The organism is Bradyrhizobium sp. CER78, assembly GCF_029846235.1.
Lineage (GTDB): Bacteria > Pseudomonadota > Alphaproteobacteria > Rhizobiales > Xanthobacteraceae > Bradyrhizobium.
Genome location: NZ_JARVWP010000002.1, coordinates 108903 through 133935 on the forward strand (window position 1 = coordinate 108903; position 25033 = coordinate 133935).

26 protein-coding genes and 1 pseudogene are annotated in these 25033 nt (G+C 65.5%); 11 read left to right on the forward strand and 16 right to left on the reverse strand.

Going from position 1 to position 25033, the window contains the following annotated elements; translation table 11 throughout:
• Positions 1-210 precede the first annotated feature (210 nt).
• The 10 genes and pseudogenes from QDT69_RS03580 to QDT69_RS03625 form a co-directional block, all read right to left on the reverse strand.
• A pseudogene (locus QDT69_RS03580) lies at positions 211-623 on the reverse strand (DUF2000 family protein).
• 125 nt (positions 624-748) lie between these two features.
• Positions 749-1099 (reverse strand): DUF4189 domain-containing protein, encoded by a 351-nt coding sequence (locus tag QDT69_RS03585; protein ID WP_279705688.1) that lies wholly within the window; start codon positions 1097-1099, stop codon positions 749-751.
• Positions 1100-1380: 281 nt separating this feature from the next.
• Positions 1381-2985: a molybdopterin-binding/glycosyltransferase family 2 protein gene (locus QDT69_RS03590; RefSeq protein WP_279705276.1), complete on the reverse strand. Its 1605-nt coding sequence runs from the start codon at positions 2983-2985 to the stop codon at positions 1381-1383.
• On the reverse strand, positions 2982-3683 hold the full coding sequence (locus QDT69_RS03595) for an XdhC family protein (RefSeq protein WP_279705277.1): 702 nt from the start codon (positions 3681-3683) through the stop codon (positions 2982-2984). Before QDT69_RS03595 ends, QDT69_RS03590 begins: the two co-directional genes overlap by 4 nt.
• Positions 3684-3685: 2 nt before the next feature.
• On the reverse strand, positions 3686-4009 hold the full coding sequence (locus QDT69_RS03600) for an XdhC family protein (protein ID WP_021077800.1): 324 nt from the start codon (positions 4007-4009) through the stop codon (positions 3686-3688).
• 29 nt (positions 4010-4038) lie between these two features.
• On the reverse strand, positions 4039-5241 hold the full coding sequence (locus QDT69_RS03605) for a VWA domain-containing protein (RefSeq protein WP_279705278.1): 1203 nt from the start codon (positions 5239-5241) through the stop codon (positions 4039-4041).
• Positions 5242-5360: 119 nt separating this feature from the next.
• On the reverse strand, positions 5361-6269 hold the full coding sequence (locus QDT69_RS03610) for a MoxR family ATPase (protein WP_279705279.1): 909 nt from the start codon (positions 6267-6269) through the stop codon (positions 5361-5363).
• Between the two features lie 97 nt (positions 6270-6366).
• Entirely contained in the window at positions 6367-7173 is an 807-nt protein-coding gene (locus tag QDT69_RS03615) for a xanthine dehydrogenase family protein subunit M (protein WP_279705280.1), read from the reverse strand.
• 56 nt (positions 7174-7229) lie between these two features.
• A complete protein-coding gene (locus tag QDT69_RS03620) occupies positions 7230-7715 on the reverse strand; it encodes a (2Fe-2S)-binding protein (protein WP_016840414.1) in 486 nt (161 codons plus the stop codon).
• Between the two features lie 218 nt (positions 7716-7933).
• Positions 7934-8380 carry a carbon monoxide dehydrogenase subunit G gene (locus tag QDT69_RS03625; RefSeq protein WP_016840413.1) on the reverse strand — a complete coding sequence of 149 codons (447 nt, stop codon included), beginning with the start codon at positions 8378-8380 and terminating at the stop codon, positions 7934-7936.
• Between the two features lie 211 nt (positions 8381-8591).
• On the opposite strand from QDT69_RS03625, the gene QDT69_RS03630 reads away from it, so the two are divergent.
• The 3 genes from QDT69_RS03630 to QDT69_RS03640 all read left to right on the forward strand — a co-directional run bounded on the left by QDT69_RS03630 (position 8592) and on the right by QDT69_RS03640 (position 11334).
• Positions 8592-9947, forward strand: a complete 1356-nt coding sequence (locus QDT69_RS03630; RefSeq protein ID WP_279705281.1) for a 3-carboxy-cis,cis-muconate cycloisomerase — start codon at positions 8592-8594, stop codon at positions 9945-9947.
• A gap of 102 nt (positions 9948-10049) precedes the next feature.
• Positions 10050-10832, forward strand: a complete 783-nt coding sequence (gene pcaD / locus QDT69_RS03635; RefSeq protein WP_279705282.1) for a 3-oxoadipate enol-lactonase — start codon at positions 10050-10052, stop codon at positions 10830-10832.
• 109 nt (positions 10833-10941) lie between these two features.
• A complete protein-coding gene (locus tag QDT69_RS03640) occupies positions 10942-11334 on the forward strand; it encodes a carboxymuconolactone decarboxylase family protein (protein WP_050422263.1) in 393 nt (130 codons plus the stop codon).
• Here QDT69_RS03640 and QDT69_RS03645 read toward each other — a convergent pair.
• Positions 11314-11841 (reverse strand): hypothetical protein, encoded by a 528-nt coding sequence (locus tag QDT69_RS03645; RefSeq protein WP_279705283.1) that lies wholly within the window; start codon positions 11839-11841, stop codon positions 11314-11316. The two genes, QDT69_RS03640 and QDT69_RS03645, sit on opposite strands and share 21 nt — an antisense overlap.
• Positions 11842-12020: 179 nt before the next feature.
• Here QDT69_RS03645 and QDT69_RS03650 point away from each other — a divergent pair, with 179 nt between their 5' ends.
• The 7 genes from QDT69_RS03650 (at position 12021) to QDT69_RS03680 (ending at position 19542) form a co-directional block, all read left to right on the forward strand.
• Positions 12021-12776 (forward strand): hypothetical protein, encoded by a 756-nt coding sequence (locus QDT69_RS03650; RefSeq protein WP_279705284.1) that lies wholly within the window; start codon positions 12021-12023, stop codon positions 12774-12776.
• Positions 12777-13264: 488 nt separating this feature from the next.
• Entirely contained in the window at positions 13265-14182 is a 918-nt protein-coding gene (locus tag QDT69_RS03655) for a branched-chain amino acid ABC transporter permease LivH (protein WP_279705285.1), read from the forward strand.
• Between the two features lie 10 nt (positions 14183-14192).
• Positions 14193-15518: a high-affinity branched-chain amino acid ABC transporter permease LivM gene (gene livM / locus QDT69_RS03660; protein ID WP_279705286.1), complete on the forward strand. Its 1326-nt coding sequence runs from the start codon at positions 14193-14195 to the stop codon at positions 15516-15518.
• Positions 15515-16348, forward strand: coding sequence for an ATP-binding cassette domain-containing protein (locus QDT69_RS03665; RefSeq protein ID WP_279705287.1), 834 nt, complete (start codon positions 15515-15517; stop codon positions 16346-16348). The genes livM and QDT69_RS03665 overlap by 4 nt, the downstream gene beginning before the upstream one ends.
• Positions 16345-17091, forward strand: coding sequence for an ABC transporter ATP-binding protein (locus tag QDT69_RS03670; protein ID WP_279705288.1), 747 nt, complete (start codon positions 16345-16347; stop codon positions 17089-17091). Before QDT69_RS03665 ends, QDT69_RS03670 begins: the two co-directional genes overlap by 4 nt.
• A 165-nt stretch (positions 17092-17256) precedes the next feature.
• Positions 17257-18375 (forward strand): branched-chain amino acid ABC transporter substrate-binding protein, encoded by a 1119-nt coding sequence (locus QDT69_RS03675; RefSeq protein WP_279705289.1) that lies wholly within the window; start codon positions 17257-17259, stop codon positions 18373-18375.
• A 171-nt stretch (positions 18376-18546) separates the two neighbouring features.
• Positions 18547-19542 carry a P1 family peptidase gene (locus QDT69_RS03680; protein WP_279705290.1) on the forward strand — a complete coding sequence of 332 codons (996 nt, stop codon included), beginning with the start codon at positions 18547-18549 and terminating at the stop codon, positions 19540-19542.
• A 214-nt stretch (positions 19543-19756) separates the two neighbouring features.
• Here the strand turns inward: QDT69_RS03680 and QDT69_RS03685 are convergent, their stop codons facing one another.
• Positions 19757-20590 carry an EF-hand domain-containing protein gene (locus QDT69_RS03685; RefSeq protein WP_279705291.1) on the reverse strand — a complete coding sequence of 278 codons (834 nt, stop codon included), beginning with the start codon at positions 20588-20590 and terminating at the stop codon, positions 19757-19759.
• Positions 20591-20843: 253 nt separating this feature from the next.
• Here QDT69_RS03685 and rpe point away from each other — a divergent pair, with 253 nt between their 5' ends.
• Entirely contained in the window at positions 20844-21545 is a 702-nt protein-coding gene (gene rpe / locus QDT69_RS03690; protein ID WP_279705292.1) for a ribulose-phosphate 3-epimerase, read from the forward strand.
• Between the two features lie 13 nt (positions 21546-21558).
• On the opposite strand, the gene QDT69_RS03695 is transcribed toward rpe, so the two are convergent.
• From QDT69_RS03695 to QDT69_RS03710, 4 genes are all read right to left on the reverse strand, one after another.
• Entirely contained in the window at positions 21559-23016 is a 1458-nt protein-coding gene (locus QDT69_RS03695) for a bifunctional serine/threonine-protein kinase/universal stress protein (RefSeq protein WP_279705689.1), read from the reverse strand.
• 20 nt (positions 23017-23036) lie between these two features.
• Positions 23037-23777, reverse strand: a complete 741-nt coding sequence (locus QDT69_RS03700; RefSeq protein ID WP_279705293.1) for a metallophosphoesterase family protein — start codon at positions 23775-23777, stop codon at positions 23037-23039.
• A gap of 340 nt (positions 23778-24117) precedes the next feature.
• Positions 24118-24711 carry a TetR family transcriptional regulator gene (locus tag QDT69_RS03705; protein ID WP_279705294.1) on the reverse strand — a complete coding sequence of 198 codons (594 nt, stop codon included), beginning with the start codon at positions 24709-24711 and terminating at the stop codon, positions 24118-24120.
• A complete protein-coding gene (locus tag QDT69_RS03710; protein ID WP_279705295.1) occupies positions 24708-24842 on the reverse strand; it encodes a hypothetical protein in 135 nt (44 codons plus the stop codon). Before QDT69_RS03710 ends, QDT69_RS03705 begins: the two co-directional genes overlap by 4 nt.
• Between the last annotated feature and the right edge of the window lie 191 nt (positions 24843-25033).

Consider the following 25033-nt stretch of genomic DNA (forward strand, 5'->3'; position numbering starts at 1 on the left):
AAGGGTTCCCTCCCCCCTTGCGGGGGAGGGTTAGGGAGAGGGGTGCCGCACGACGTGCACTCTCCGTATCTGTCACGGATGATAAGAGAGCGAGGTTGAAACGCTCTCACCTCATGAGTGATTTCGCCCGCGGCACACCCCTCTCCCCACCTTCCTCCGCAAGGGGGGGAGGGAGCCCAACCATCGTGCTCACCTCACGTGCACGCCCGGCTACGTATGAAACTTCAGCCCCTCGAGCACCTTGTCGACCACCTTGCGCTCGGCGCGAAAGGCAAGGCCGACCAGGTTGAGCTCGGTGCGCGCGACCGCCCTCACCACCTCACGGTTGGCGGCGTCATGTGTAGTCTTGAACATGTCCTCGGTGTAGAGCGCAGGTTTCACGTCGCGCGCCAGCGCACGCTCCAGCGCGCGCGCGACAACTGCGCACGGTCCGCGCCGTAGATCAGGATCGGCTGGCCGATCAAAGAGAGATATTTGGTCCCCGAGCCATCCTCGTAATTCTCTCCGATGCATTCGGGAAAGGAGGCTGCGATGCCACCGGCGAGAAACGACGCCACGTTGAGCTTCTGCCAGACTTCCAGGTCGGTGCGGATCACGACCGCGATCTTGGTGTCGAACTGCATGGGGCAAGTCTAGCCGCAGGCCGATGGCAAGCGCCAGTCCGGACGGTGCAGATCTCATCTGCCTGTCAAACGTTGATGTTCGTTTCCGGTAAGGCCTGGCGGCGGACTCCGCGTTAGCGGTAGCCCTACCCTTTGGCGTCGCAGGCCCAGGCGCGGATCACGCATTCCTTGCCGCCATATTCGTAGCATTTCCTGGTGGCGGCATTGAGCGAGCTCGAGATCTTTGGCGCCACCGCATAACCATGCGCGCCACAGGGATTTTTCATGTCGATCGAGAGCGCGGCACAGCCGCGCTTCATTGTGACGGTCGTGCAATCGCCCTTGCACTGCTTCAGCGCCGCGGCGCGCGCTGCGCCTTCCGCGGGATAGTCGTAGGCCTGGCCATAGGCGCCGCACTTGCCGACCGCGAACGCGCCAGCCGCGCGGGCCTTGGGGATGAAGTTTTCCACGGAGAAACGCGTAGCCCCGAGCAGCAACGTCAGGACAAGTATCGTCAGCGCGCGACGCTGCGCGGCGGCGGTCGAAATGATCAAGTGGAAATCCCCCAAAGTCCGGCGCGGACTGTACGCGGGGGTCGTTTCCAGATGGTGAATGACGGGTTGATGGCGGGACGCTGCTCCATCCACTCGTCGTCCCGGCGAAAGCCGGGACCCATAACCACCGAACGCTGCTGTGGTGAAGCAGCGGCCCCGGCCGCGCAAGACAATCCGCATTCGTGGTAATGGGTCCCGGCTTTCGCCGGGACGACGCGGATAGATTAGCTCCGCCTTGCCGCTTCCAGCGCCTGCGGCGTGTCGATGTCGAGAAAGGCGCTATTGCCTTCGACCGGGACCTCGGCGACCACCTCGGCATGCTTGGCGATCAGATGACGGGCGCCGATGTCGCCGTCGAGCGTCATCAATTCCTTGAAGAAGCGCCGCGACCACAGCACCGGATTGCCGCGGCGGCCTTCGCTGACGGGGACCGCGATCAGATGGCCGCGGTCGGGCGCGAAGGTCTCGATCAGGCGGTCAATCAAATGCGCATCGATCAGCGGCATGTCACCGAGGCAGACGATCGCACCGTCGGCAGAGTCGGAGACCGCCGAGATGCCAGCCTTCACCGAGCTCGCAATGCCGCCGGCGAAATCCGGATTGCGCACGAACTTGACCTTGAGCCCGTCAAGCGCCTGCTCGACCAGATCGCCCTGATGCCCGGTGACGACGATCACCTCCGAAGCCTTCGAGGCCAGCGCCTGCTCGGCGACGATGCGCGCGAGCTTCTTGCCGTCGAGCTCGGCGAGCAGCTTGTTCGGACCGCCCATCCGGGTCGAGCGGCCGGCGGCGAGCACGATTGCCGCGACGTTGCGGTTGCCTTCGGTGTCCGGCACGGTGCGCGGCTGCGGCCGCGTCACGATCTCCATCAGAAGACCGCCGACGCCCATGCCGGTGAGATCCGACCGCGTCACCTTGATGCCGGCGAGCAGCCGCATCAGCACCCAGTCAAAACCGTTCTCGACCGGCGAGCGCGCGCAGCCCGGCGCGCCCAACACCGGCACGCCGCCGGCGCTGCCGATCAGCAGCAGATTGCCGGGATCGACCGGCATGCCGAAATGCTCGACCGCGCCGCCGATCTCGGTGATTGCGGCCGGGATGACGTCGCGGCGGTCGGCGATTGCGGATGCGCCGAACACGATGACGAGCTCGGCGCCCAAGCCGAGCAATTCCTTGATCGAGGCGGCGAGCACCGTCTCGTCATGCGGCACGCGGCGCTCGGCGATGATCGTGGCGCCGGCCGGCGCCAGACGCTCGGCGGTGACGCGCAGCGTCTTGTCGATCACCTTCGGCGCAAGGCCCGGCAACAGGGTCGAGACCACGCCGACCTTCTTGATCACATAAGGCGCGATCCGCAGCGTGTCCTTGCCGGCCACCGCGACGGCGGCGTCGCGCAGCCGGCCCTCGACGCCGAACGGGATCAGCTTGACGGTCGCGATCATCTCGCCTTCGACCACCGGCTTGAATGCCGCGAGCGTGGCGAAAGTGATGGCCTCGTCGACGCCGTTGATGCGGTCGACCGCGACACGGTCGACCACCAGCACGCCGGGGCACGCCGCGAACAGATTGGCGCGGCCGGTGAAGGCGCGCTCGACATTGACGCCCTCGCCCGCCACCGCCTGCGCGATGCTGGCGGCCGCGACATCCTCGGAGACGTCGCCCTTCTCCAGCCGCACCACGACGACGTCCTTGACGCCGGCCTTGGTCAAAGCCTCCACCTCCTCAGGGCCGATCGTGGTGCCCTTCTTGAGCACCAGCGCGCCCTGGCGGAGCGTATGCACGGTGACGCCGCCAATCGCGTCGGCCGGACTGGCGGGACCGAATTTCATGCCGCTTCTTCTTTTTCTTTGGGAGGCAAACGGAGCTGCGCGGTGATCTCGGCCATGATCGCAACTGCGATCTCCGACGGCGACACCGCGCCGATGTCGAGCCCGATAGGCGCGTGGATGCGCGCGATGTCGCTGTCCTTGGCGCCCTGCGCGCGCAGCCGTTCGGCGCGCTTGGCGTGGGTCTTGCGCGAGCCAAGCGCGCCGATATAGAAGCACTCGCGGTCGAAGGCGTGCAGCAGCGCCGGATCGTCGATCTTGGGATCGTGTGTCACCGCGACGAACGCGGTGTAGTGATCGACATTGAGCGGCGGCAGCGCGACGTCGGGCCATTCGGCGACCAAGGGCACGTCGGGGAAACGCTCCGGGCTCGCAAACGCGGTGCGCGGATCGACCACCGTGACGTCATAGTCGAGCGAGCGCGCCAGCGGCGCCAGGGCTTGGCTGATATGCACCGCGCCGATGATCACGAGCTTTGCGGTCGGCGCGTAGACGTTGAGGAACAGCTTCTTGCCGGATACCTCGACATTGCCGCTCTTGCCCATCCGCAGCTGCTTGGCGAGCTCGGCGCGCAGCGGGTCGGCGGCGATGTCCGCGGCCTTGACCAGGCGCTGATCGCCATTGGCGGTGTCGGTGACGATGATGACCGGGCGGCGCGCGGCGCGCTCGGCGTTCAGTTGTTTCAGGATCTCGAGCTTCACGGCTAGCCGACCTTCTCGACGAAGACGCGGATGGTGCCGCCGCAGGACAGGCCGACATTCCAGGCGGTCTCGTCGGCGACACCGAACTCCAGCATCTTGGGCTGGCCGCTCGCGATCACGTCGAGCGCTTCGGTGACAACGGCGCCCTCGACGCAGCCGCCGGAGACCGAACCCAGAAACGTACCGTCGTCATTGATGACGAGGCTGGAGCCGGCCGGGCGCGGCGCCGAGCCCCAGGTCTCGACCACGGTGGCGAGCGCCACGCCGTGGCCCTGCTTCTGCCAGGTCTCGGCGGCCTGAAGGATGTCTTCGTCGCGGTTGAGCATGGTGGCCTCCTGCTATCGGGTCAGGCTTCTTAGGCTACAGAACGGATCAGGCTGCGATGGTGCGCCGGCGGCGGGGATGACAGCGCCCCGATCAAGCCCTTGATGGACGTCAAGTTATGCACCGGGCGAAATTCGTCAACGTGGGGCAGCATCATTTTGATGCCCTGCGCCTTGGCCTCGAAGCCCGAGTAGCGCAGCAGCGGGTTGAGCCAGATCAGGCGGCGGCAGGAACGGTGCAAACGGTCCATCTCGAAGGCCAGTTTGGCATCGGCCTCTCGTTCTAGTCCATCGGATATAAGGAGGACGATGGCGCCCTGCCCGAGCACCCGGCGGGCCCAGAGCTGGTTGAAGGTGTGCAGCGAGGTCGCGATCCGGGTCCCCCCGGCCCAATCCTCGACCGAGGACGAGCAGCTCGCCAGCGCCTCGTCGGGGTCACGCGCCCGTAACGCGCGCGTCACATTGGTCAGACGGGTGCCGAACAGGAACACCGAGACCCGCTTGCGGGCATCGGTGATGGCATGCAGGAAGTGCAGGAACAGGCGGGTGTACTCGCTCATCGAGCCGGAAATATCGAGCAGCGCCACGATTGGCGCCGGCTTCTCGATCCGGCCGAGCTTGCGGATATCGATGATCTCACCGCCGGTGCGCAGCGAGTTGCGCACGGTGCGGCGCATGTCGAGCCGCAGGCCGCGTGCGTCCGGCTGATAGCGGCGGGTGACGAGCTCGGCCTGCGGCAGCCGCATCTTGGCGATCTCGCGCGTCACCTCGGCGATCTCCGCCGCGGTCATCTGCGCAAAATCCTTCTTCTGCAGCACCTCCTTGTCGGAGACCGAGAGCTTCAGCCCCTGCTCCTGGGCCTGCGGCCGCTCCTCGCTCTTCGCCGGCTGCGCCATCGCCTCCTGGACACGGCGCGAGGCCGGCGGCGGCTTCTTCTTGGCGTGATCGGGCAGCGGCACGGAATCGAGCATGCTCTTCCACTCCTCGGCGGCGCGGAAGAACAGCATGAAGGCCTGGCGGAAGATCAGCGCATGCTCATGGCGCTTAACGAAGATCGCTTCCAGCGTGGCGTAGAAATCGGAGCGGTTGCCGACCTCGATCAGCTGCAACGCATTGAGTGCATCGATCACCGAGCCGGGACCAACGGGCAGCCCGGCCGCCCGCAGCGCGCGGGCAAAGCCGATCACGTTATCGGCCATGTGGCCGGTCGGCGGATTGAGGTGGTTGATCGCCATTGGAATCCATTTCCCGTCGTTCCGGGGCGCACGCGGAGCGGGCGAACCCGGAACCTCGAGATTCCGGGTTCGATGCTTCGCATCGCCCCGGAATGACGAATGCTGTTGCGACGCGCGACTTACGTCTCGCTCGTCGCTTCCTTCAATGTCTTCTGCAACGCATCGCCCTGCAGGCGCGCGATGTCGTCTTGATACTTCAAGAGCGCGCCCAGCGTGTCGCCGACCACCTGCGGCGTCAGCGAGCGGGCGTCGAGCTCGGACAGCGCGGTGGCCCAGTCGATGGTCTCGGCGACACCCGGCGACTTGTAGAAATCCTGGCTGCGCAGCGCCTGCACGAAGCGCACGACCTGCTGCGACAGTTTTGCGGAAATGTTCGGCACCCGCGACTTGACGATCGCGAGCTCGCGCTCGGCCGAGGGATAATCCACCCAGTGATAGAGACAGCGCCGCTTCAGCGCGTCATGAATCTCGCGGGTGCGGTTCGAGGTGATGATCACGATCGGCGGCGCCGGCGCCTTCACAGTGCCGAGCTCGGGGATCGTGACCTGGAAATCGCTGAGGATTTCCAGGAGATACGCCTCGAACGCCTCGTCGGCGCGATCAAGCTCGTCGATCAGCAGCACCGGCGGGCCCGCCACATCGGGCTCGAGAGCCTGCAACAGCGGCCGCTTGATCAGGAAGCGCTCGGCGAAGATGTCGCTGGCGAGCTGGTCGCGATCGGTGTCGCCGGAGGCTTCCGCAAGCCGGATCGCGATCATCTGCGCCGCGCTGCTCCACTCATAGACCGCGGAGGCGACGTCGAGGCCTTCATAGCATTGCAGGCGGATCAGCTTGCGCCCGAGCGCCGCCGACAGCACCTTGGCGATCTCGGTCTTGCCGACGCCGGCCTCGCCTTCGAGAAACAGCGGCCGGCCCATGCGCAGCGCCAGATAGGTCACGGTCGCCAGCGACCGTTCAGCGAGATAGCCGCGCGACGTCAACAGCTCCTCGAGCGCATCGACGGAAGTGGGTAACGCCGATGCACTCATGGAACAACCAGTCTTCGAACAGGGGTTAGCAAGGTCACGCGTCAGATCTAGTCCTTGGGATCCGGTTTGGATCTAGTCCCTTGGATCTAGTCCTTAGCTAGTCCTTGGCGTTGGCGGCTTCCACCGCCCGGCGCGTCAAAACGCCGATCAGATGGGCGCGGTATTCCGCACTGCCGTGCAGGTCGCTGTTCAGCCCTTCGGCCGGAACCGCGATGCCGTCGAGCACCTTGTGCGAGAAGCGCTTCTTCAAAGCCTCCTCGAACGCGGTGGCGCGGAACACGCCGTCCGAGCCCGCGCCGGTGACCGCGACGCGCACGTCGGACGGACGCTTGGCCACGAACACACCGACCAACGCATAGCGCGAGGCCTGGTTGCGGAACTTGATGTAGGCCGCCTTCTTCGGCAGCGGGAACATCACCTTGGTGATGATCTCGTCGGCCTCCAGCGCGGTCGAGAACAGGCCCTGGAAATACTCCTCAGCCTTCAGCCGGCGCTTGTTGGTGACAATGGTCGCGCCGAGCGCCAGCACCGCCGCCGGATAGTCCGCGGTCGGGTCGTTGTTGGCGAGCGAGCCGCCGATGGTGCCGCGGTGGCGCACGGCGGGATCGCCGATCAGGCCGGCCAGTTCGGCGAGCGCCGGGATCGCCTCGCCGACGATCGGCGAGTTCGCGACGTCAGCATGCTTGGCGGTGGCGCCGATCACCAGCGAGCGGCCCTTCATCTCGATCGTGTCGAGACCTTCGATATGGGAGAGATCGACCAGATGCGGCGGGCTCGCGAGCCGCTGCTTCATGACCGGCACCAGCGTGTGACCGCCGGCGATCAGCTTGGCGTCCTCGTTCTTCACCAGGAGGTTGGCGGCCTGCCGCACGGTGCCGGGACGATGATATTTGAATTCGTACATTGGAATGTCCTGATCGCGATCGCGACGAATTGCTGATTAAGCGAGGTCCGACTTGTTTAAGCCAAGTCCGATTTGGCCATCGCCTTGGCGCCGGCGGCGATCGAAGCCACGATATTCTGGTAGCCGGTGCAGCGGCACAGATTGCCTTCCAGCTCTTCGCGGATCACCTCGTCGGAGAGCTCGTGGCCCTTGCGATGGACCAGGTCGACGGCGGTCATGATCATGCCCGGCGTGCAGAAGCCGCACTGCAGGCCATGATGCTCGCGGAAGGCCTCCTGCATCGGATGCAGCGGCGCGCCGTCGGCGGCCAGCCCCTCGATGGTCTTGACCTCATGACCGTCGGCCATCACCGCGAGCGTCGTGCAGGACTTCACCGCCTTGCCGTCCAGGTGCACGACGCAGGCGCCGCACTGCGAGGTGTCGCAGCCGACATGGGTACCTGTCAGCCGCAGGTTTTCGCGCAGAAACTGGACCAGAAGGGTACGGGGGTCGACATTCGCGTTGACGGGGTTGCCGTTCACGATCATTGAAATCTTGGCCATCAGCACTCTCTTATCTGCGCCACCGCATATCGGCGAAGCAGGCGGTTTAAAATCATTCCAGACGGCATAATATGGGCGCGCCCCGCGATGGGCAACCTTTGGAGCCACCCTTCCAGAGCATGGCGGGGCCTGAGTGATCCAGCCCGCGAGCGGGATAGACTCTAGTTTTGACGCGTTTTCTTCACGCGAACCGGGTGTCCACTTCGCTCGAAAACGCTCTAACCCTGCACCGCCTTGGCAAAATTTGCAAAGAATTCATCGGCCAGCTTCTTGGCGGCACCGTTGATCAGGCGCTGGCCGAGCTGGGCGAGCTTGCCGCCGATCTGCGCCTCCACGTTGTAGCTCAGAAGCGTGCCGCCATCCTTGTCGGCGAGCCCGACGGTGGCGCCGCCCTTGGCAAAACCGGCGACCCCGCCCTCGCCTTCGCCCGAGATCTTGTAGCCGTTCGGCGGGTCGAGATCGCTCAACGTCACCTTGCCCTTGAAGCGGGCGGAGACGGGGCCGACCTTCATCTTGGCGGTAGCGCGGAAGCCGCCCTCGTCGGTCTTCTCCAGCTCTTCGCAGCCGGGGATGCAGGCCTTCAGCACTTCGGGATCGTTGAGCTTGTCCCACACAGCCTGGCGCGGCGCTGCAAGCTGGACTTCGCCGGTCATCGTCATGGCCATGGGGGGACCTCCTCGATCGCAAGAAACCTTCTCCCCCAAGTAAAGTAGCCCGGGCGCAAAGGAAAGGCCACCTTGGGAGGATGAGCGATGCATATTCGCAACCGCAGCAAGCCAAGCGCATAGTTCACGAAATCGCGCGGTCCGCTTGCCGAATATGACGGCAGCTCAGGGGCATTGGCAGCGACGCCCGGGAGTGGTTAGGTCGCGCGCCATGAGCACAGCCCTCTCCCCCCTGCTTGCGCCGATGCTGTCGAGCGCCGCGATGCGCGCGGTGTGCGACGATGCCGCCACCCTGCAGAACATGCTGGATTTCGAGGCCGCGCTGGCCCGCGCCGAAGCCCTCGTCGGCGTAATTCCATGGACCGCCGTGGCGCCGATTGAGCAAGCCTGCAAGGCCGAATCGTTTGACGCCGCCGCGCTTGCGGAAGCCGCGAGCCGGTCCGGCAATCTGGCGATTCCCCTCGTGAAGGCGCTGACCGCCGAGGTCGCGAAAGCCGATAGCGCCGCCGCCCGCTATGTGCATTGGGGCGCGACCAGCCAGGACGTCATCGATACCGCGACGATGCTGACCTTGCGCGCCGGCATCGACGCGCTGCTCGCCGACCTCGACCGCGCCGTTGCCGGTTTTGCCGGCCTTGCGCGCGCGCATCGCGATACCGCAATGGTGGCACGGACCTGGCTGCAGCATGCGCTGCCGATGCCGTTCGGGCTTAAGCTCGCCGAATACGCCGCAGCCCTGCACCGCTCCCGCAAGCGCTTGCTGCGCCTGCGCCGCGAGACGCTGGCGCTGCAATTCGGGGGCGCCGCAGGCACCCTCGCCGCGCTCGGCGATAAGGGATTGGCGGTGGAAGAGGCGCTGGCCTGGAGCCTTGAGCTGCCGCGGCCCGATGCGCCCTGGCACACCCACCGCGACCGCATCGCGGAGGCAGCATCCGTGTTCGCGATCCTCGCCGGCAGCTGCGGCAAGATCGCGCGCGACATTTCGCTGATGATGCAGACCGATGTCGGCGAGGCCTTTGAGCCCGCCGGCGCCGGCCGCGGCGGCTCTTCCACCATGCCGCACAAGCGCAATCCCGTCGCCGCCGCGAGCGCGCTGGGCGCCGCGACCATGGCGCCCAACCTCGCTGCGACGATCTTCGCCGCGCAGGTGCAGGATCATGAGCGCAGCGCCGGCCCGTGGCACGCGGAATGGCCGACCTTGCCGGGCCTGATGCTGGCGACCTCGGGGGCGCTTGCCGCGGTCGTCGACCTCGCCGAAGGGCTCGAAGTCGATGCGGCGCGGATGCGCGCCAATCTCGATGCGACGCATGGGTTGATCATGGCGGAAGCCGTGACGTTTGCGCTGGCCGAAAAGATCGGCAAGAGCGATGCACATCATCTGATCGAGGCCGCCAGCAAGAAAGCGGTCGCCGAGAACAAGCATCTGCGCGACGTGCTGTCGGCGGATGCCACGGTCACCGCGCATCTCGACACCAAGCGTATCGCAGAACTGTTCGAGCCGATGGCCTATCAGGGCGCTTCGCAGGCGCTGATCGACCGGTTGCTGGCTTCACTGGATGAGAAATAGCGAAGATGTCGTTGCCGGGCTTGACCCGGCAATCCATCATCGCAGAAGAATTTCTCTTGATGGATGCGCGGATCAAGTCCGCGCATGACAAGGAGTAAAAGAATGCCGATGATCAACGCCGACGGATGCCTGCTCAATGTCCAGGTCGATGGCCGCGACGGCGGACCGACCCTGATGCTGTCGAACTCGCTCGGCTGCACCTTGCAGATGTGGGAGCCGCAGATGAAGGCGCTGACGCAGATGTTCCGCGTCATCCGCTACGACCGCCGCGGTCACGGCAAGTCCGGCGTGCCGGATGGACCCTACTCCATGGAGCGGTTCGGCCGCGATGTGCTGGCGATCCTCGACGACCTCAACATCGAGAAGGTGCACTGGTGCGGCCTGTCGATGGGCGGCATGGTCGGGCAATGGCTCGGCGCCAACGCCCCTGAAAGATTTGGCAAGATCATCCTCGCCAACACCGCCTGCTACTATCCCGATCCGACCAATTGGCTGAACCGCATTAAAGCGGTGAAGGAAGGCGGCATCGCCGCGGTCGCCGACACCGTGATCGCGGGCTGGCTCACCGCTGATTTCCGCGAGCGCGAACCGCAGACCACAGCGCGCATGAAGGCGATGCTGCTCGCCTCTCCCGTCGAGGGCTACCTCGCCTGCTGCGAGGCGCTGTCGACGCTCGACCAGCGCGCGCTGCTGCCCAGGATCAAGAGCCCGACGCTGGTGATCGCAGGAAAGCAGGACATGGCAACGCCGGTGTCGGCGGGTGAAATGATCCGCAGCGGCATTCCCGGCGCGAACATGACGCTGCTCGATGCCGCGCATATTTCCAATGTCGAGCAGTCGCACGCCTTCACCGAAGCCGTGGTCGGCTTCCTGACGCAACGCTAGCAGCAATCGTCATTCCGGGGCGATGCGAAAGCATCGAACCCGGAATCTCGAGATTCCGGGTTCGGTCCTGCGGACCGCTCCGGAATGACGTACCCAAAAAGGACTCCCAATGGACGACAATCAGCGCCGCGACGACGGCATGACGCAGCGCCGCAAGGTGCTCGGCAATGAATGGGTCGACAAGTCGATCAAGAACCGCAACGCGTTCAACACCGACTTCCAGGACCTGATCACGCGCTATGCATGGGGCGATATCTGGACGCGGCCGCATTTCGATCACCGCACGCGCCGCGTGCTCGTGATCGGCACCATGGTCGCGCTCGGCCAGTGGGACGAATTCCGCCTGCATGTGCGCGCCGCGCTCAGCGAAGGTGGCTTCACGCCCGACGACATCAAGGAGATCCTGCTCCAGCAGGCGATCTATTGCGGCGTCCCCGCGGCCAATCACGCTGTCAAGGAAGCCGGCGCGATCATTGCTGAGCTAGGGCTGCTGAAGGGATAGCCCACTCGCCGGCGCACCGGCCTCAACGGCAGGAGTCACTGCAGTTCGCTTCGGCGTGGTCTCGAACAGCATCACGATCGCGGTGCCGAGCAGCATCAGAAGCTCCGATGCATGCATGCGCATCGCTTCGACCTCGCCGACCTTGGAAGCCATCATCATGCTGGCGAAGCTCAGCACGCTGCCGAGGCAGAGCGCCACCGCGAGCGCCTCGTCGGCGCCACTGCTGTTTCGGCGCAACGGCGAGAACGCGGCCATCGCGAGGAAGACCGCGAAGAACGCCACCACCGTGATCCGCGCCAGCGCCAAGAGCCATGCGAGCCGCACCGTCGCCATCTTGCCGAGGTGCAGATAGTCGCTCGCATACAGCGCGAAGGACACGCTCGGCCGCTCATAGAGGCCGTGGATCGGCGACACCATGATGCTGAACGCGATGATTGTCCAGACCGGAATGAAATAGGCCGCAAGCAGCGCGCCATTGAAGGAGCTGATCCGCCAGTTGTTCGACATTGCCGCTTCCCGTGCTTCCCGCGCCCTTCAGACCGGCGACGGTTCAGGGGCGAGGTAACGCCGATCGATTGCCGGCAGCAATTTAAACCCTTTGTTAAGGTTAAGCGCGGTGCGATGGTTCCGGGATCGATGCGATCGGGCCCGGCCAGTATCTGCGCTGCGGAGCATGAGGGGGTAAAATGACTGAAACCCGCGTTTTCGTCGCAACGCCCTGCTACGGCGGCGATCTGAAGATGGCCTATGTGTTATCAGCCCTGAAGCTTCAGGCTGCGGCCACCGCCCGGGGCATCGACATCGTGTTCCACCTGATCGGAAACGAATCGCTGATCGTGCGCGCCCGGAACGAACTGGCCCACCAATTCCTCGCCTCTGGCGCCAGCCATCTCCTGTTCATCGATGCCGATATCGGGTTCGAGCCCGAGTCTGTATTCCGGCTGCTCGACTCCGGCGCCGACGTTTCGGCGGCGGCCTATCCGCTGAAGCACATCGATTGGGCCAAGGTGCAGCGGGCTGCGGACGCGAAGCGAACGAACCTCGCCTCATCCTCGCTGGACTATGTCGTGACATGGGAGGGCGAACAGATCCAGGCTCGCGGCGACGGTTTCGCAAAGGTCCGCTACGCCGGGACCGGGTTCCTCCTGCTGAAGCGGTCCGTCCTGGTCAGGATGTGCGATGCCCATCCCGAACTGAAATATCGGGCGAACCACAAGACCAACGATTTGAACACCGGCAATTTGGTTCGCGCCGACCTCGACCGCGTGTCGCTGTTCGAATGCATGATCGACAAGACGACCGGCGAGTATCTGTCCGAGGATTACGCATTCTGCCGGCGCTGGATCGACCTGGGCGGCGAAATCTGGCTGGACCTGCGCAGCGAGCTAACGCATTTCGGTTCATATGCCTTCCGCGGCCGCTTCTCCGATCAATTGGCCTGAACAACAAGCAGTCAGCAGGCGAAATGGGCCTCGCCGCTCGGCGAGACCCTTTTTGTTGCAACTGCTCAATTGCCTTGCCGGCTTGGATCCTGCCACACCTGAGCTGCTAACCTGGGCCCTGGTTGTTCATTCCTTTCATCCAGCTGGGGACAACGCGCGCATCAGGACCGCAATTGCTCATGGAACACGAGTTCCGGCGCGTTCATTGCAAGGCAACGGGGTTTTGACCCCTGTGACATCGGAACCGCACCCGCCAAAGTAGTTATGTACAAAGCCCTTTCTGCTGCTGCCATGCTGTTGCCGCCGCCGGGGTTCCGCTGTTAGAAAATACCGCGACGCGACGGACCAGGCTGCCGGGGGCCCTCGCCGCGTCACCCGCGACGTAGCGTTTTCGAGCGAAGTGGAGACCGGTTCGCGTGAAGACGCCGCGTCCAAATCAAACCGAGAGCCCGTTCGGTTCTCAACCGAACAGGCTCTGACGGCAGCGCATGGATTATTTCGCCCAGCAATTGATCAACGGCCTCGTGCTCGGTTCGATCTATGGCCTGATCGCCATCGGCTACACGATGGTCTACGGCATCGTCGGCATGATCAACTTCGCCCATGGCGACATCTTCATGATCGGCGGCTTCATCGCGATGATCTCGTTCCTGGTGCTGGTGTCGCTCGGCTTCACCGCGATCCCGCTGATCCTGCTGATCGTGCTGCTGGTCTCGATGGTGATCACCGCGCTCTATGGCTGGACCATCGAACGCATCGCCTACCGGCCGCTGCGCCACTCGTTCCGCCTCGCGCCGATGCTGTCGGCGATCGGCATGTCGTTCGTGCTGACCAATTTCTCGCAGGTGTCGCAGGGCGCGCGGGTCAAGCCGGTGCCGCCGATCATCACCGGCGGCTACACGCTGCATGAGGGCTCCGAAGGCTTCGCCGTGCAGCTCTCCAACATCCAGATCGTGGTCGTGCTCGCGACCATCGTGCTGCTCGCGGTGTTCACCTGGCTGGTCTCGCGCACCCGGCTCGGGCGCGACATGCGCGCCTGCGAGCAGGACCAGACGATGGCCTCACTGCTCGGCGTCGATGTCGACCGCACCATCTCGATGACCTTCGTGATCGGTGCCGCGCTCGCCGCGGTCGCCGGCATGATGTACCTGCTCTATTACGGCCTGGTCGATTTCTTCATGGGCTTCGTCGCCGGCATCAAGGCGTTCACCGCAGCGGTGCTCGGCGGCATCGGCTCGCTGCCGGGCGCGATGCTCGGCGGGCTCGCGATCGGCCTGATCGAGACGTTCTGGTCGGCGTATTTCTCGGTGGAGTACAAGGACGTCGCCGCGTTCTCGATCCTGATCGTGGTGCTGATCTTCATGCCGACCGGCCTGCTCGGCCGTCCCGAAGTCGAAAAAGTCTGACAGGCACTTCGTGAGCGCGACCTCAGCCCGCCCCTCGCACGCCGCGCAGCCTTCGGGCAGCGCCTTCATTCTCAAGAAAGCCCTGATCAGCGCCGCGGTCGCGCTGGTGCTGTTCTCGCTGATGATCGGCGTGCGCACCGAGGCCGGGCCGCAGGGCGGCCTGATCTACTGGACGCGGTTCGGCGACCTCGCCGCCATGGTCGGCACCGTGTTCGGCGGCAGCATCATCATCGAGCTGCTGCGACAATGGTGGGGACCGGTCGACAAGGAACACATCGTCCCGAAGCCGGTGCAGGCTGCGATGTCGTTCGCCGGGCGCTGGCTGGCACCGGCGCTGCTGGTGTTTGCCTTCCTGGTGCCGGTGATCTTCTACGACCAGCGCTATATTCTCGATCTGTCTATCCTGGTGCTGACCTATGTGATGCTGGGATGGGGCCTGAACGTCGTGGTCGGGCTCGCCGGCCTGCTCGACCTCGGCTACGTCGCCTTCTATGCGGTCGGCGCCTACTCCTACGCACTGCTTGCCACCAACTTCGGATTGTCGTTCTGGGTCTGCCTGCCGCTCGCCGGCATCCTGGCGGCGTTCTGGGGCGTGCTGCTCGGCTTCCCGGTGCTGCGGCTGCGCGGCGACTATCTCGCGATCGTCACGCTCGCCTTCGGCGAGATCATCCGTCTCGTCATCATCAACTGGCAGAGCCTGACCGGCGGCCCCAACGGCGTCTCCGGCATCCCGCGCCCGACCCTGTTCGGCATTCCGCTCGACAACAGCGATGACGGGCTTGCCGCCAGGCTCGGCATCGATTTCTCGCCGACCCATCGCATCGTGTTCCTGTTCTATCTGATCCTGGCGATGGCGCTGCTCACCAACTGGGTGACGATCCGGCTGCGGCGGCTGCCGATCGGCCGCGCCTGGGAGGCGCTGCGCGAGGACGAGGTGGCCTGCCGCGCGCTCGGCATCAACGTCACCACGACCAAGCTCACCGCGTTCGCGACGGGTGCGATGTTCGGCGGCTTCGCCGGCGCCTTCTTCGCGACGCGCCAGGGCTTCATCAGCCCGGAATCCTTCACCTTCCAGGAATCGGCGCTAGTGCTTGCCATCGTCGTGCTCGGTGGCATGGGCTCGCAGCTCGGCGTCGCGCTGGCGGCGCTGACCATGATCGGCGGCTTCGAGCTGTTCCGTGGTTTCGATCAGTATCGCATGCTGGTGTTCGGCATCGCGATGGTGCTGTTGATGATCTGGCGGCCGCGCGGGCTGATCGGCCATCGCGCGCCGACCGTGTTCCTGGAGCGCAGCCAGGCGATCTCCTCCGACCTCGTCAAGGAGGGCCACGGATGAGCGGCGATCCCATCCTCACCGTGGACCGCCTGATAATGCGCTTCGGCGGCATCGTCGCGGTCAACGAGCTCTCCTTTGCCGCCGAGCGGCGCAAGATCACCGCGCTGATCGGACCGAACGGCGCCGGCAAGACCACCGTGTTCAACTGCATCACCGGCTTCTACCGGCCGAGCGGCGGCGCGATCCGCCTCACCGATGACGATGGCCGCACCATGCAGCTCGAGCGGCTCGGCGATTTCCGCATCACCAAGCAGGCCAAGGTGGCGCGCACCTTCCAGAACATCCGGCTATTCCCGGGCATGACCGCGCTGGAGAACCTGATGGTGGCGCAGCACAACGCGCTGATGCGCGCCTCGGGCCTGACCTTCCTCGGCCTGATCGGTGCGCCGTCCTGGCGCGCGGCTGAGGAGCGCGCCATCGAACTGGCGCGGACCTGGCTCGATCGTGTCGGCCTGCTCTCACGTGCCGACGATGCCGCCGGCAATCTCGCCTATGGCGACCAGCGCCGGCTCGAAATCGCACGCGCGATGTGCACCGAGCCCGTGCTGCTCTGCCTCGACGAGCCGGCCGCCGGACTGAACGCGCGCGAAAGCGGCGGACTCAACGAGCTGCTGCTGTCGATCCGCAACGACCAGGGCACCTCGATCCTGCTGATCGAGCATGACATGTCGGTCGTGATGGAGATCTCCGACCACGTCGTGGTGATGGACTACGGCGTCAAGATCGCCGAAGGCACGCCGCAGGCCGTGCGCGACGACCCCAAGGTGATCGCCGCCTATCTCGGCGCCGACGAGGAAGAGGCGATCGCCGTGATGGAGAGCGGCACGTGAGCGCAGCGGCAACCACACCCCTGCTCGCGGTGCGCGGCGTGCGTGCGGCGTACGGCAAGATCGAGGCGCTCAAGGGCGTCGACATCGAGATCAATCGAGGCGAGATCGTCGCCCTGATCGGCGCCAACGGGGCCGGCAAGTCGACGCTGATGATGACGATCTTCGGCCGGCCGCGCGCCCGCGCCGGTCGGATCGAGTTCGACGGCAATGACATCACCGGCGTGCCGACCCACGAGATCGCGCGGCTGCGCATCGCACAATCGCCCGAGGGCCGGCGGATCTTTCCGCGCATGAGCGTCGCGGAAAACCTGCAGATGGGCGCCGACGCCACCGAATGCAGCGAGGCCGAACGCGAGGCCGGGCTGGACCGCGTGTTCGCGCTGTTCCCGCGGCTGAAGGAACGCGTCGCACAACGCGGCGGCACGCTGTCGGGCGGCGAGCAGCAGATGCTCGCGATCGGCCGCGCCCTGATGAGCCGGCCCCGCCTGTTGATGCTGGACGAGCCTTCGCTCGGCCTTGCGCCGCTGATCGCGCGGCAGATCTTCGACGCCATCCGCACCCTGAACCGTCAGGACGGTCTCACCGTGCTGATCGTCGAGCAGAACGCCAACCATGCGCTGAAGCTCGCCCATCGCGGCTACGTCATGGTCAACGGCCTGATCACGCTGGCCGGAACCGGCGCCGAATTGCTGCAGCGCCCGGAAATCCGCGCCGCCTATCTGGAAGGCGGCCGCCGCGGGTAGCTGCACGTTTCGTGCCGCCCCTGCAGCAGGATGCAGCTGATGCAGCGTCGATTTGCCTGAAAATTGCCGGTGACTTCGCCGCGAAACCAGCCGAGAATGCGCGCGGTTTTGGGGCCCGGCGTGCCGGGCCCTTCCGCAAGAGGCAACGACCACGAGGGACGTCTCATGAAATCAATGAAGCTGATCGGCCTGGCATTGGGCGCTTCGTTCGCATTCTCGGCGAGCGCATTCGCGCAAGATATCACCATCGCAGTCGCGGGCCCGATGACGGGCTCCGAATCCGCTTTCGGCCGGCAGATGAAGAACGGCGCCGAGCAGGCAGTCGCCGACATCAACGCCGCCGGCGGCGTGCTCGGCAAGAAGCTCGCGCTGGAAGCCGACGACGATGCCTGCGATCCGAAGCAGGCACGCTCGATCGCGGAAAAGATCGGCTCGTCGAAGATTCCGTTCGTGGCCGGCCATTTCTGCTCGTCGTCGTCGATCCCGGCCTCCGAGGCCTATGCCGACGCCAACGTGCTGCAGATCACCCCGGCCTCGACCAATCCGCTGTTCACCGAGCGCAAGCTCTGGAACGTGGCGCGCGTCTGCGGCCGTGACGACCAGCAGGGCCTGGTCGCCGCCGACTACATCATGAAGAACTTCAAGGGCAAGAACGTCGCGATCCTGAACGACAAGACCACCTACGGCAAAGGCCTCGCCGACGAGACCAAGAAGGCGCTGAACAAGGCCGGCTTCCAGGAGAAGATGTTCGAGTCCTACAACAAGGGCGACAAGGACTTCAACTCGATCGTCTCGCGCCTGAAGCGCGACAATATCGATCTGGTCTATGTCGGCGGCTACCATCAGGAAGCCGGCCTGATCCTGCGCCAGATGCGCGACCAGGGCCTGCAGACCATTCTGATGGCGGGCGATGCCATGAACGACAAGGAGTTCGCCTCGATCACCGGCCCGGCCGCCGAGGGCACGCTGTTCACCTTCGGTCCCGATCCGCGCAACAAGCCGACCGCGAAGGCGATCGTCGAGAAGTTCAAGAGCAAGAACATCGATCCCGAAGGCTACACGCTCTACACCTACGCCGCGATGCAGGTGTGGACGCAGGCCGTCGCCAAGGCCGGCACCACCGACGCCAAGAAGGTGATGGCCACCATCAAGGCCGGCGACTGGGACACCGTGCTCGGCAAGATGGGCTTCGACGCCAAGGGCGACATCAAGGCGATCGACTACGTCGTCTACAAGTGGGACGCCAAGGGCAACTACACCGAGATCAATCCGAAGGGCTCTTGAGCCTCTCGCGCCTGATCGAATCATAGGAGAGCGCCCCGGTTCGCCGGGGCGTTTTTTTGACCCGATACCCGCAAGTCTTACCGCAGATCCCTGCTCTCACGTGCACCACCGGTTGATGCATCCGCCGCGGCTGCTATACCGGATCGATCGGACAGCAGGGATGGACGCATCGTGAAAAACCTTCTCACCGATATTGCCGGCGTTGCCGTCGGCCATGCCGACGACGCCGTGATCGCCTCCGGCGTCACCGCGATCCTGTTCGAGCGGCCGGCGGTCGCCTCGATCGACGTGCGCGGCGGCGGTCCCGGCACCCGCGAGGACGCGCTGCTTGCCCCGCACAACGTCGTCGAAGCGATCGACGCCATCACGCTGTCCGGCGGCTCCGCGCTCGGGCTCGATGCCGCGGGCGGCGTACAGGCCTGGCTCGCCGAGCGCGGCCGCGGCTTTCGCATCCGCGATGCGGTGATCCCGATTGTGCCGGGCGCGATCTGCTTCGACCTGCTCAACGGCGGCAACAAGGCGTGGGGACGCTTCCCGCCCTATCGCGATCTCGGCTATGCCGCGGCGAATGGCGCCTCTGATGACTTCGAGCTCGGCAGCGTCGGCGCCGGCATGGGCGCCACCACCGCCAACCTCAAGGGTGGCCTCGGCTCGGCGTCCGCCGTGACCGACGACGGCATCAAGGTCGCAGCGCTGGCGGTGGTCAACGCTGTCGGCAGCGTCACGGTCGGCAGCGGTCCCTGGTTCTGGGCGGCGCCCTTCGAGGTGAACGGCGAGTTCGGCGGACGCGGCCTGCCGCCCGTGTTCACCCAGGACATGCTGAAGATGCGGCTTAAGGGCGGCGCGGACGCCACCGCCGCCGAGAACACGACGCTGGTCGTGGTCGTGACCGACGCGCAATTGACAAAACCGCAGGCGCGGCGGCTCGCGATGATCGCGCAGACCGGCATGGCGCGCGCGATCTATCCGGTGCACGCCCCGCTCGATGGCGATGTGGTGTTTGCCGCCGCGACCGGCGCCAAGCCGGTCGATCCGCTGTTCGGCCTCACCAAACTCGGCGCCATCGCCGCCAACACGGTGGCGCGCGCGATCGCGCGCGGCGTCCATTCAGCGACCGCCCTGCCCTTCCCCGGCGCGCTGCCGAGCTGGCGGGACCGGTTCGGTTAAACCTGGATTTTACCGCGACGGAAGAGCGCTCCCTCGCCCCGTTCTTACGGGGAGAGGGTTGGGGTGAGGGGCTGCTTCCGCATCAACGATGAAAGACAGGACTCGCGGAGACTCCCCCTCACCCGGAACGCATCTGCGATGCGTTCCGGCCTCTCCCCGCACGCGGGGCGAGGCATGGAGCTCGCGGCTACAACGGGCGAGACGTCTCAACGCCCTAGGCGCTGACCGACAGTGACGACGAGGCCTTCGCCGAGATCGCCTGCGACTGGCGCTGGATCAGCTGCTCGATGAAATTGTAGGACGAGGTCGCGTTGTTGCCGGCGGAGGACGAATTCGTGCTGCTGCTGCCTGAGGCCGTGGCCGGCGTCGTCATCGACACCTTGGAGCCGTCGGCATAGGTCGTGGTTGTCGTGGTCGAGCCGTCGCTGTTGGTCACCGAGGTCGAGGTGGCGCCATCAAGCGCCTGCATCAGGGGATCGGAGCTCGATCCGCCCGAGCCGCTGCTGGAGCCGGATCCATCGGTCGAGCCGCTCTCCATGTGGTGATGATGATGGCCGCCGCCCTTGTGGCCCTGCAAGGCCTGCGACATCTCGCCGAGGCTGACGCTGCCGTCGCCGTTCTTGTCGAGCTTGGAGAACACGTCGTCGGCCTGGGCGACATTGGTGCCGCCGGCGCCGAGCGCGTTCTCGAATTCCGTCTTGGTGATCTGGCCGTTGCCGTCGGCGTCGATCAGCGAGAACAGGTCCTTCAGCGCGTCCGACCGGCTGGTCGGCGTCGTGCTGCTTGAAGCCGCGCTGGTTGAAGCGGTCGTCTGGCTCTGCGCGTCGAGCAGCGCGCTCATGGTCTGCGGCGAAATCTGCGGGGTGCTGCTGCCTGACCCGGCGCTGGTGCTGCTGCTGCTCGACGTCGAGGTCGTGGTCGAGAGGTCGAACAGCCCGGTGGTCTGATTTCCCTGCGTGGAGCTGCCGGTCTGCGTCGTCGATTTCGACGACATCAGCGAGCTCAAAAGATCGACGGCGGATGACGCAGCGCCAATGGCAAATAACATGGCAATACTCCAACAAGGCCGCGCCCGGCGGCTCAAACGCTTGCCAAAGGCGCAGCAATCGGCGTGCCATGGCAAAAACCCAATAAAACCAGGCCTTGGCGCATCGCTACGGGTTCCGCGCCCCCGGCAAGACCTGCCGCCGGCGGCAGAATTTTCCGGCTTCCAGCCGCCATCCGCTCGCATTGCCCGCCACGCGTCCGCATGTTAGGCGGGATCACCCGTCGCCCCCTGCTCGTCTTCCGGAACTGCTGACATGACTCAGTCATTCACCCCGCGTCCCCTCGTCATCGCTCCGTCGATCCTGGCGTCGGATTTCTCAAAGCTCGGCGAGGAGGTCCGCGCCGTCGACCAGGCCGGCGCCGACTGGATCCATCTCGACGTGATGGACGGGCATTTTGTCCCGAACATTTCCTACGGCCCCGACGTCATCAAGGCGATGCGGCCGCACACCAAGAAGATCTTCGACGCGCATCTGATGATCTCGCCCTGCGATCCCTATCTGGAGGCCTTCGCCAAGGCGGGCTGCGACCACATCACGGTGCATGCCGAGGCCGGCCCGCATTTGCATCGCTCGCTGCAGGCGATCCGCGCGCTCGGCAAGAAGGCCGGCGTTTCGATCAATCCGGCGACGCCGGCGAGCGCGATCGAATATGTGCTCGACCTGATCGACCTCGTGCTGGTGATGTCGGTCAATCCCGGCTTCGGCGGCCAGGCCTTCATCCGCTCGGCGATCGGCAAGATCTCTGACGTCAGGGCGATGGTTGCGGGCCGGCCGATCGACATCGAGGTCGACGGCGGTGTTGCGCCCGACGTCGCAGGCCAGCTCGCCGCGGCCGGCGCCAACGCCTTCGTCGCGGGCTCCGCGGTGTTCAAGGGCGGCACGCTCGAGGCCTACAAGACCAACATCGCCGCGATCCGCAACGCCGCGGCCGACGCGCGCGGCGAAGCAATCTGATTCTCCGGCGGAACTAGAACACTGAAGGCGGCGTGACCGCGGCATTGGCCGCCTGGTGGTCCGCCGCCTCATCGTCGTCCGCTTGCGGCGCCAGCCGCGACGGCCGCACCACGGTCACCGTGCACGGCGCTTCCCCGGCGACCTTGGCGGACACGCTGCCGAGCAGCGCGCGTCGCATCGAATTCTGCCGCGCGCCGATGATGATGTGATCGACCAGATTGACTGCGGCGAATTCCAGGATGGCGGCTGCCGGATCGATCGCTTCCAAGACATGCACGGTGAGCCGCCCCTCCTCGAGCCGGAACGGCCGCGCCCAATGCTGCAGCGCCACCAGACGGTCGACATGCTTGTTCTGGCCCTGCTCGTCATGGCTTCGATCGATCGCCAGGCGATTGAGCTTCAGCACGTTGACGCAGGCGAGCCGCGCCGATGGCGAGGTCGATAGCACCTGCTCGGCGATGACGCGGATGGTCGCGTTCAGCGCCTCGGTCCCCTCGCCGAGATCGAGTGCAACGGCAACGATCGGGCTCGATGCGAGCTGGGCCGCGACATTTGATTTCGGCTGCGGCGGCACCGCACCGAGATTGAAGCGGCGGCGCCAGACCGTGCCGAGTGAATCGCGATTGAGCCGCTGCGCCCGCGCCGTCAGCTTGACCTGTTCGGGATGGCCGAGATCGAACGCAAGCTGCGCCGCAGTCGGATAGCGCGCAGCAGGGTCGATCTCGAGACACCGCAGCACGATCTCCTGCAGCCAAGGCGGATAGTCGGGCTTGAGTTTGCGCGGCGGATACGGGTCGCGCCACAACCGCCGGCGCATGCCGCGCAGGGTCTCGGTCTCGCCGAACGGGCGGACGCCGGTGGTGAAGAAATAGAGCAGCGCGCCGAGCGAAAACAGATCGCTGCGCGGATCGTCGCGGACGCCGTTGAGGCGCTCCGGCGCCATATAGGGCGCGGTGCCGTAAGGCAGGCGAAACTCCTCCTGCAACAGATCGGGCAGGTGCTGGTGATGCGAGAGGCCGAAATCGATCAGCACCGCCTCGCCGCGTTCGCGGAACATGATGCTGCTCGGCTTGATGTCATGATGGATGACGTTCTGCCGATGCAGGCCGGCGAGCGCGGCGGCGACCTTGCCGCCGATCACCCTCACCTCGTCATACGGCAGCGGCAGATTGTCGAGCCGCTTGTAGAGGGTTTGGCCCGGGATGCGCTCCATCACCACATAGGCTTGGCGCTCGAAATCGCCGGTGCCGAAACAGGCCGGCACGTGCGGCCCCGACAGCCGCGGCAGGATCATCTGCTCCATCTCGAAGCTGACGATCGCGGCCGGATCCTCGCCCTCCGAGGTGAGTGGCACCTTCATCAAGAGTGGCACGTCGATTCCCGGGTGGGTGACGCTCCACAGCGTCGCCATGCCGCCGCGATACACGCGCTCGCCGATGGTGAAGCCATCGAGCTCGGCACCGGCCTGCATCGTCAGCGCCGCCACCGGCGTCACCTGCCGATCAGCAGGCGGTCGGCGAGCCAGAGCGGCAGGCCGCCCGCCTTGATCCGCGCCGCCGCGGTCGCGACGTCGTAGGGCACGCGGTGATAGGTGATCTCGCGGCTTGCCGTGTCGAACATCGCAAATGATGCGGCCGGATCGCCGTCGCGCGGCTGGCCGACCGAGCCGAGCACCACAAGCCAGCGCCGCCCGGTCAGCAATTGCACCGCAACGCCCGCGGTCGGAACGAAGCTCGTCATCTTCGCCGTCGAGGACATCGAGTAGAGGCCGGGACGATGGATGTGGCCACAGAACGTGATCTGCAATCCGGTGGCCATCATGCTGCGCGCGGCATCCGACGTGTCGCGGACATAGCGCCACTTCGCCGGGTCCGAGGCCTCGGAATGTACGTAGAGGCGGTTGTCCTCCTCGCGCAGGATCGGCAGGCCTGCGAGGAAGACCTTCTGTTCAGCGCTGAGCCGGCTGCGCGTCCAGTCGATGGCGGCCTGCGCATCGGCATTCATGCTGTCGCTCGGGGTTCCGATCGCGTTGTCATGATTGCCGCGCACCGCGATCGCGCCCTTCGCGACGAGGTCCATCACAGTGTTGACGGCCCATTCGGGATCGGCGCCATAGCCGACGATATCGCCGAGGCAGATCAGCCGCTCGGCGCCGCGCGTTCGCGCAGCCTCGAGGCAGGCGGCGAAGGCCTGCCGGTTGGCATGAATATCGGCAAAGAGTGCAAGCCGCATCGTGGTCCGCGTGACTGATCCCTGCCGATATCAAGCACACGCGGCCCCCGGCTCGCAATCGGGCCAAAGGCCGGCACGAAAAGCTACTTGGCGCGACCGTGCGCAATCTTTCTCGTCGCAACTCGCGGCTCACCCCTCTCCCCAACCCTCCCCCGCAAGGGGGAGGGAGCCTGACCGACGTGCTCACCTCACCGAGTGACAGCAGCAGCACGACAGAACATCAGCAACTGACGTAAGGGAAGCACCGGCGGATGGGTTCCCTCCCCCCTTGCTGGGGAGGGTTAGGGAGAGGGGTGCCGCTTGCTCTGCTGTGAGAGAGCGCGAGCGCCGAACTAATGCCTTAGTGCTTGCACACCCGCACGCCGCGCAACAGCAGGGCGATCAGGGCATCGATCCGCGACGGGCATTCAGGCTTGGCCCATTCCTCGGCATGCGCCGGGTGATGGTAGCGGACGGTCGCGTCGAACACGGCGCGCGCGGTCGCCTTGACGTCGTCCATCTCGAACACACCCTGCGCGACACCGTCGGACAGGATTTTTGCGATCAGGTCGACCTGCTTGTCCTTGTAGGCTTCCACCACCTCGCGCGCGCCCTGCGCCAGCGCGAGGTAGGTCGCGAACATCTCCGGATCGTCGCAGACCTTCTTCTGCTTGATCGAGAAGGCGGTGCGCAGCCATTTCTCCAGCCGTTCCGGCGCCGGGCCGGAGCCGGCTGCGATCTTGCACAGCGGCTCGTTGGCGCGGTCGAGCCAGCGCTTGGCGACCGCGTCGCGCAGCGAGGCCTTGCTGGGGAAGTGACGGTAGACGCTGCCGTGGCTGACATCCAGCGCACGGGCAACGTCGACAACGGTGGCCTTGGTCAGCCCGTAGCGCCTCAAGACATCCTCAGTTGCCTCAAGGATCCGCTCGGGTGTCAAAACCACCGCCTCGTTCATGCGTTTACCGTCTGGTTATCGCCGTCCTGCCCGCGGGTGAACTTGGCGGCCTGGGCAGCCAAATGGCGGGCGACGCGAAGGTTGAGCCACTGTTGAATCTGGGCGGTCAATTGGAAGATTTCTATCGTCATGGAGGTAGTCCTTCGAGGTAATCAAATCAGGTTCGGCTCCCCCGGCCAAAACGCCGGAACAGCCACTGGGCGCCCTCCTCCCTTGGGCTGGTGAGTATATACACCATCTCGCTGACAGATTTCAATATCTGTCAGACAATATTTTGTGAAATGATACCCGGATGCCGGGGAGCCCGCCTGTCGGGTCCAGC

What these genes read in the sequence shown, in the direction of transcription:
- QDT69_RS03675 (WP_279705289.1), top strand. Translation starts at nt 17,257, where the DNA reads ATGAAATCAATGAAGCTGATCGGCCTGGCATTGGGCGCTTCGTTCGCA.
- QDT69_RS03645 (WP_279705283.1), bottom strand. Translation starts at nt 11,841, where the DNA reads ATGTCGAACAACTGGCGGATCAGCTCCTTCAATGGCGCGCTGCTTGCG.
- QDT69_RS03610 (WP_279705279.1), bottom strand. Translation starts at nt 6,269, where the DNA reads ATGAGTGCATCGGCGTTACCCACTTCCGTCGATGCGCTCGAGGAGCTG.
- QDT69_RS03665 (WP_279705287.1), top strand. Translation starts at nt 15,515, where the DNA reads ATGAGCGGCGATCCCATCCTCACCGTGGACCGCCTGATAATGCGCTTC.
- QDT69_RS03705 (WP_279705294.1), bottom strand. Translation starts at nt 24,711, where the DNA reads ATGAACGAGGCGGTGGTTTTGACACCCGAGCGGATCCTTGAGGCAACT.
- QDT69_RS03620 (WP_016840414.1), bottom strand. Translation starts at nt 7,715, where the DNA reads ATGGCCAAGATTTCAATGATCGTGAACGGCAACCCCGTCAACGCGAAT.
- QDT69_RS03710 (WP_279705295.1), bottom strand. Translation starts at nt 24,842, where the DNA reads ATGACGATAGAAATCTTCCAATTGACCGCCCAGATTCAACAGTGGCTC.
- QDT69_RS03640 (WP_050422263.1), top strand. Translation starts at nt 10,942, where the DNA reads ATGGACGACAATCAGCGCCGCGACGACGGCATGACGCAGCGCCGCAAG.
- QDT69_RS03695 (WP_279705689.1), bottom strand. Translation starts at nt 23,016, where the DNA reads ATGCAGGCCGGTGCCGAGCTCGATGGCTTCACCATCGGCGAGCGCGTG.
- QDT69_RS03590 (WP_279705276.1), bottom strand. Translation starts at nt 2,985, where the DNA reads ATGAAATTCGGTCCCGCCAGTCCGGCCGACGCGATTGGCGGCGTCACC.
- rpe (WP_279705292.1), top strand. Translation starts at nt 20,844, where the DNA reads ATGACTCAGTCATTCACCCCGCGTCCCCTCGTCATCGCTCCGTCGATC.
- QDT69_RS03630 (WP_279705281.1), top strand. Translation starts at nt 8,592, where the DNA reads ATGAGCACAGCCCTCTCCCCCCTGCTTGCGCCGATGCTGTCGAGCGCC.
- QDT69_RS03605 (WP_279705278.1), bottom strand. Translation starts at nt 5,241, where the DNA reads ATGGCGATCAACCACCTCAATCCGCCGACCGGCCACATGGCCGATAAC.
- QDT69_RS03685 (WP_279705291.1), bottom strand. Translation starts at nt 20,590, where the DNA reads ATGTTATTTGCCATTGGCGCTGCGTCATCCGCCGTCGATCTTTTGAGC.
- QDT69_RS03625 (WP_016840413.1), bottom strand. Translation starts at nt 8,380, where the DNA reads ATGGCCATGACGATGACCGGCGAAGTCCAGCTTGCAGCGCCGCGCCAG.
- QDT69_RS03615 (WP_279705280.1), bottom strand. Translation starts at nt 7,173, where the DNA reads ATGTACGAATTCAAATATCATCGTCCCGGCACCGTGCGGCAGGCCGCC.
- QDT69_RS03650 (WP_279705284.1), top strand. Translation starts at nt 12,021, where the DNA reads ATGACTGAAACCCGCGTTTTCGTCGCAACGCCCTGCTACGGCGGCGAT.
- QDT69_RS03600 (WP_021077800.1), bottom strand. Translation starts at nt 4,009, where the DNA reads ATGCTCAACCGCGACGAAGACATCCTTCAGGCCGCCGAGACCTGGCAG.
- QDT69_RS03700 (WP_279705293.1), bottom strand. Translation starts at nt 23,777, where the DNA reads ATGCGGCTTGCACTCTTTGCCGATATTCATGCCAACCGGCAGGCCTTC.
- pcaD (WP_279705282.1), top strand. Translation starts at nt 10,050, where the DNA reads ATGCCGATGATCAACGCCGACGGATGCCTGCTCAATGTCCAGGTCGAT.
- QDT69_RS03655 (WP_279705285.1), top strand. Translation starts at nt 13,265, where the DNA reads ATGGATTATTTCGCCCAGCAATTGATCAACGGCCTCGTGCTCGGTTCG.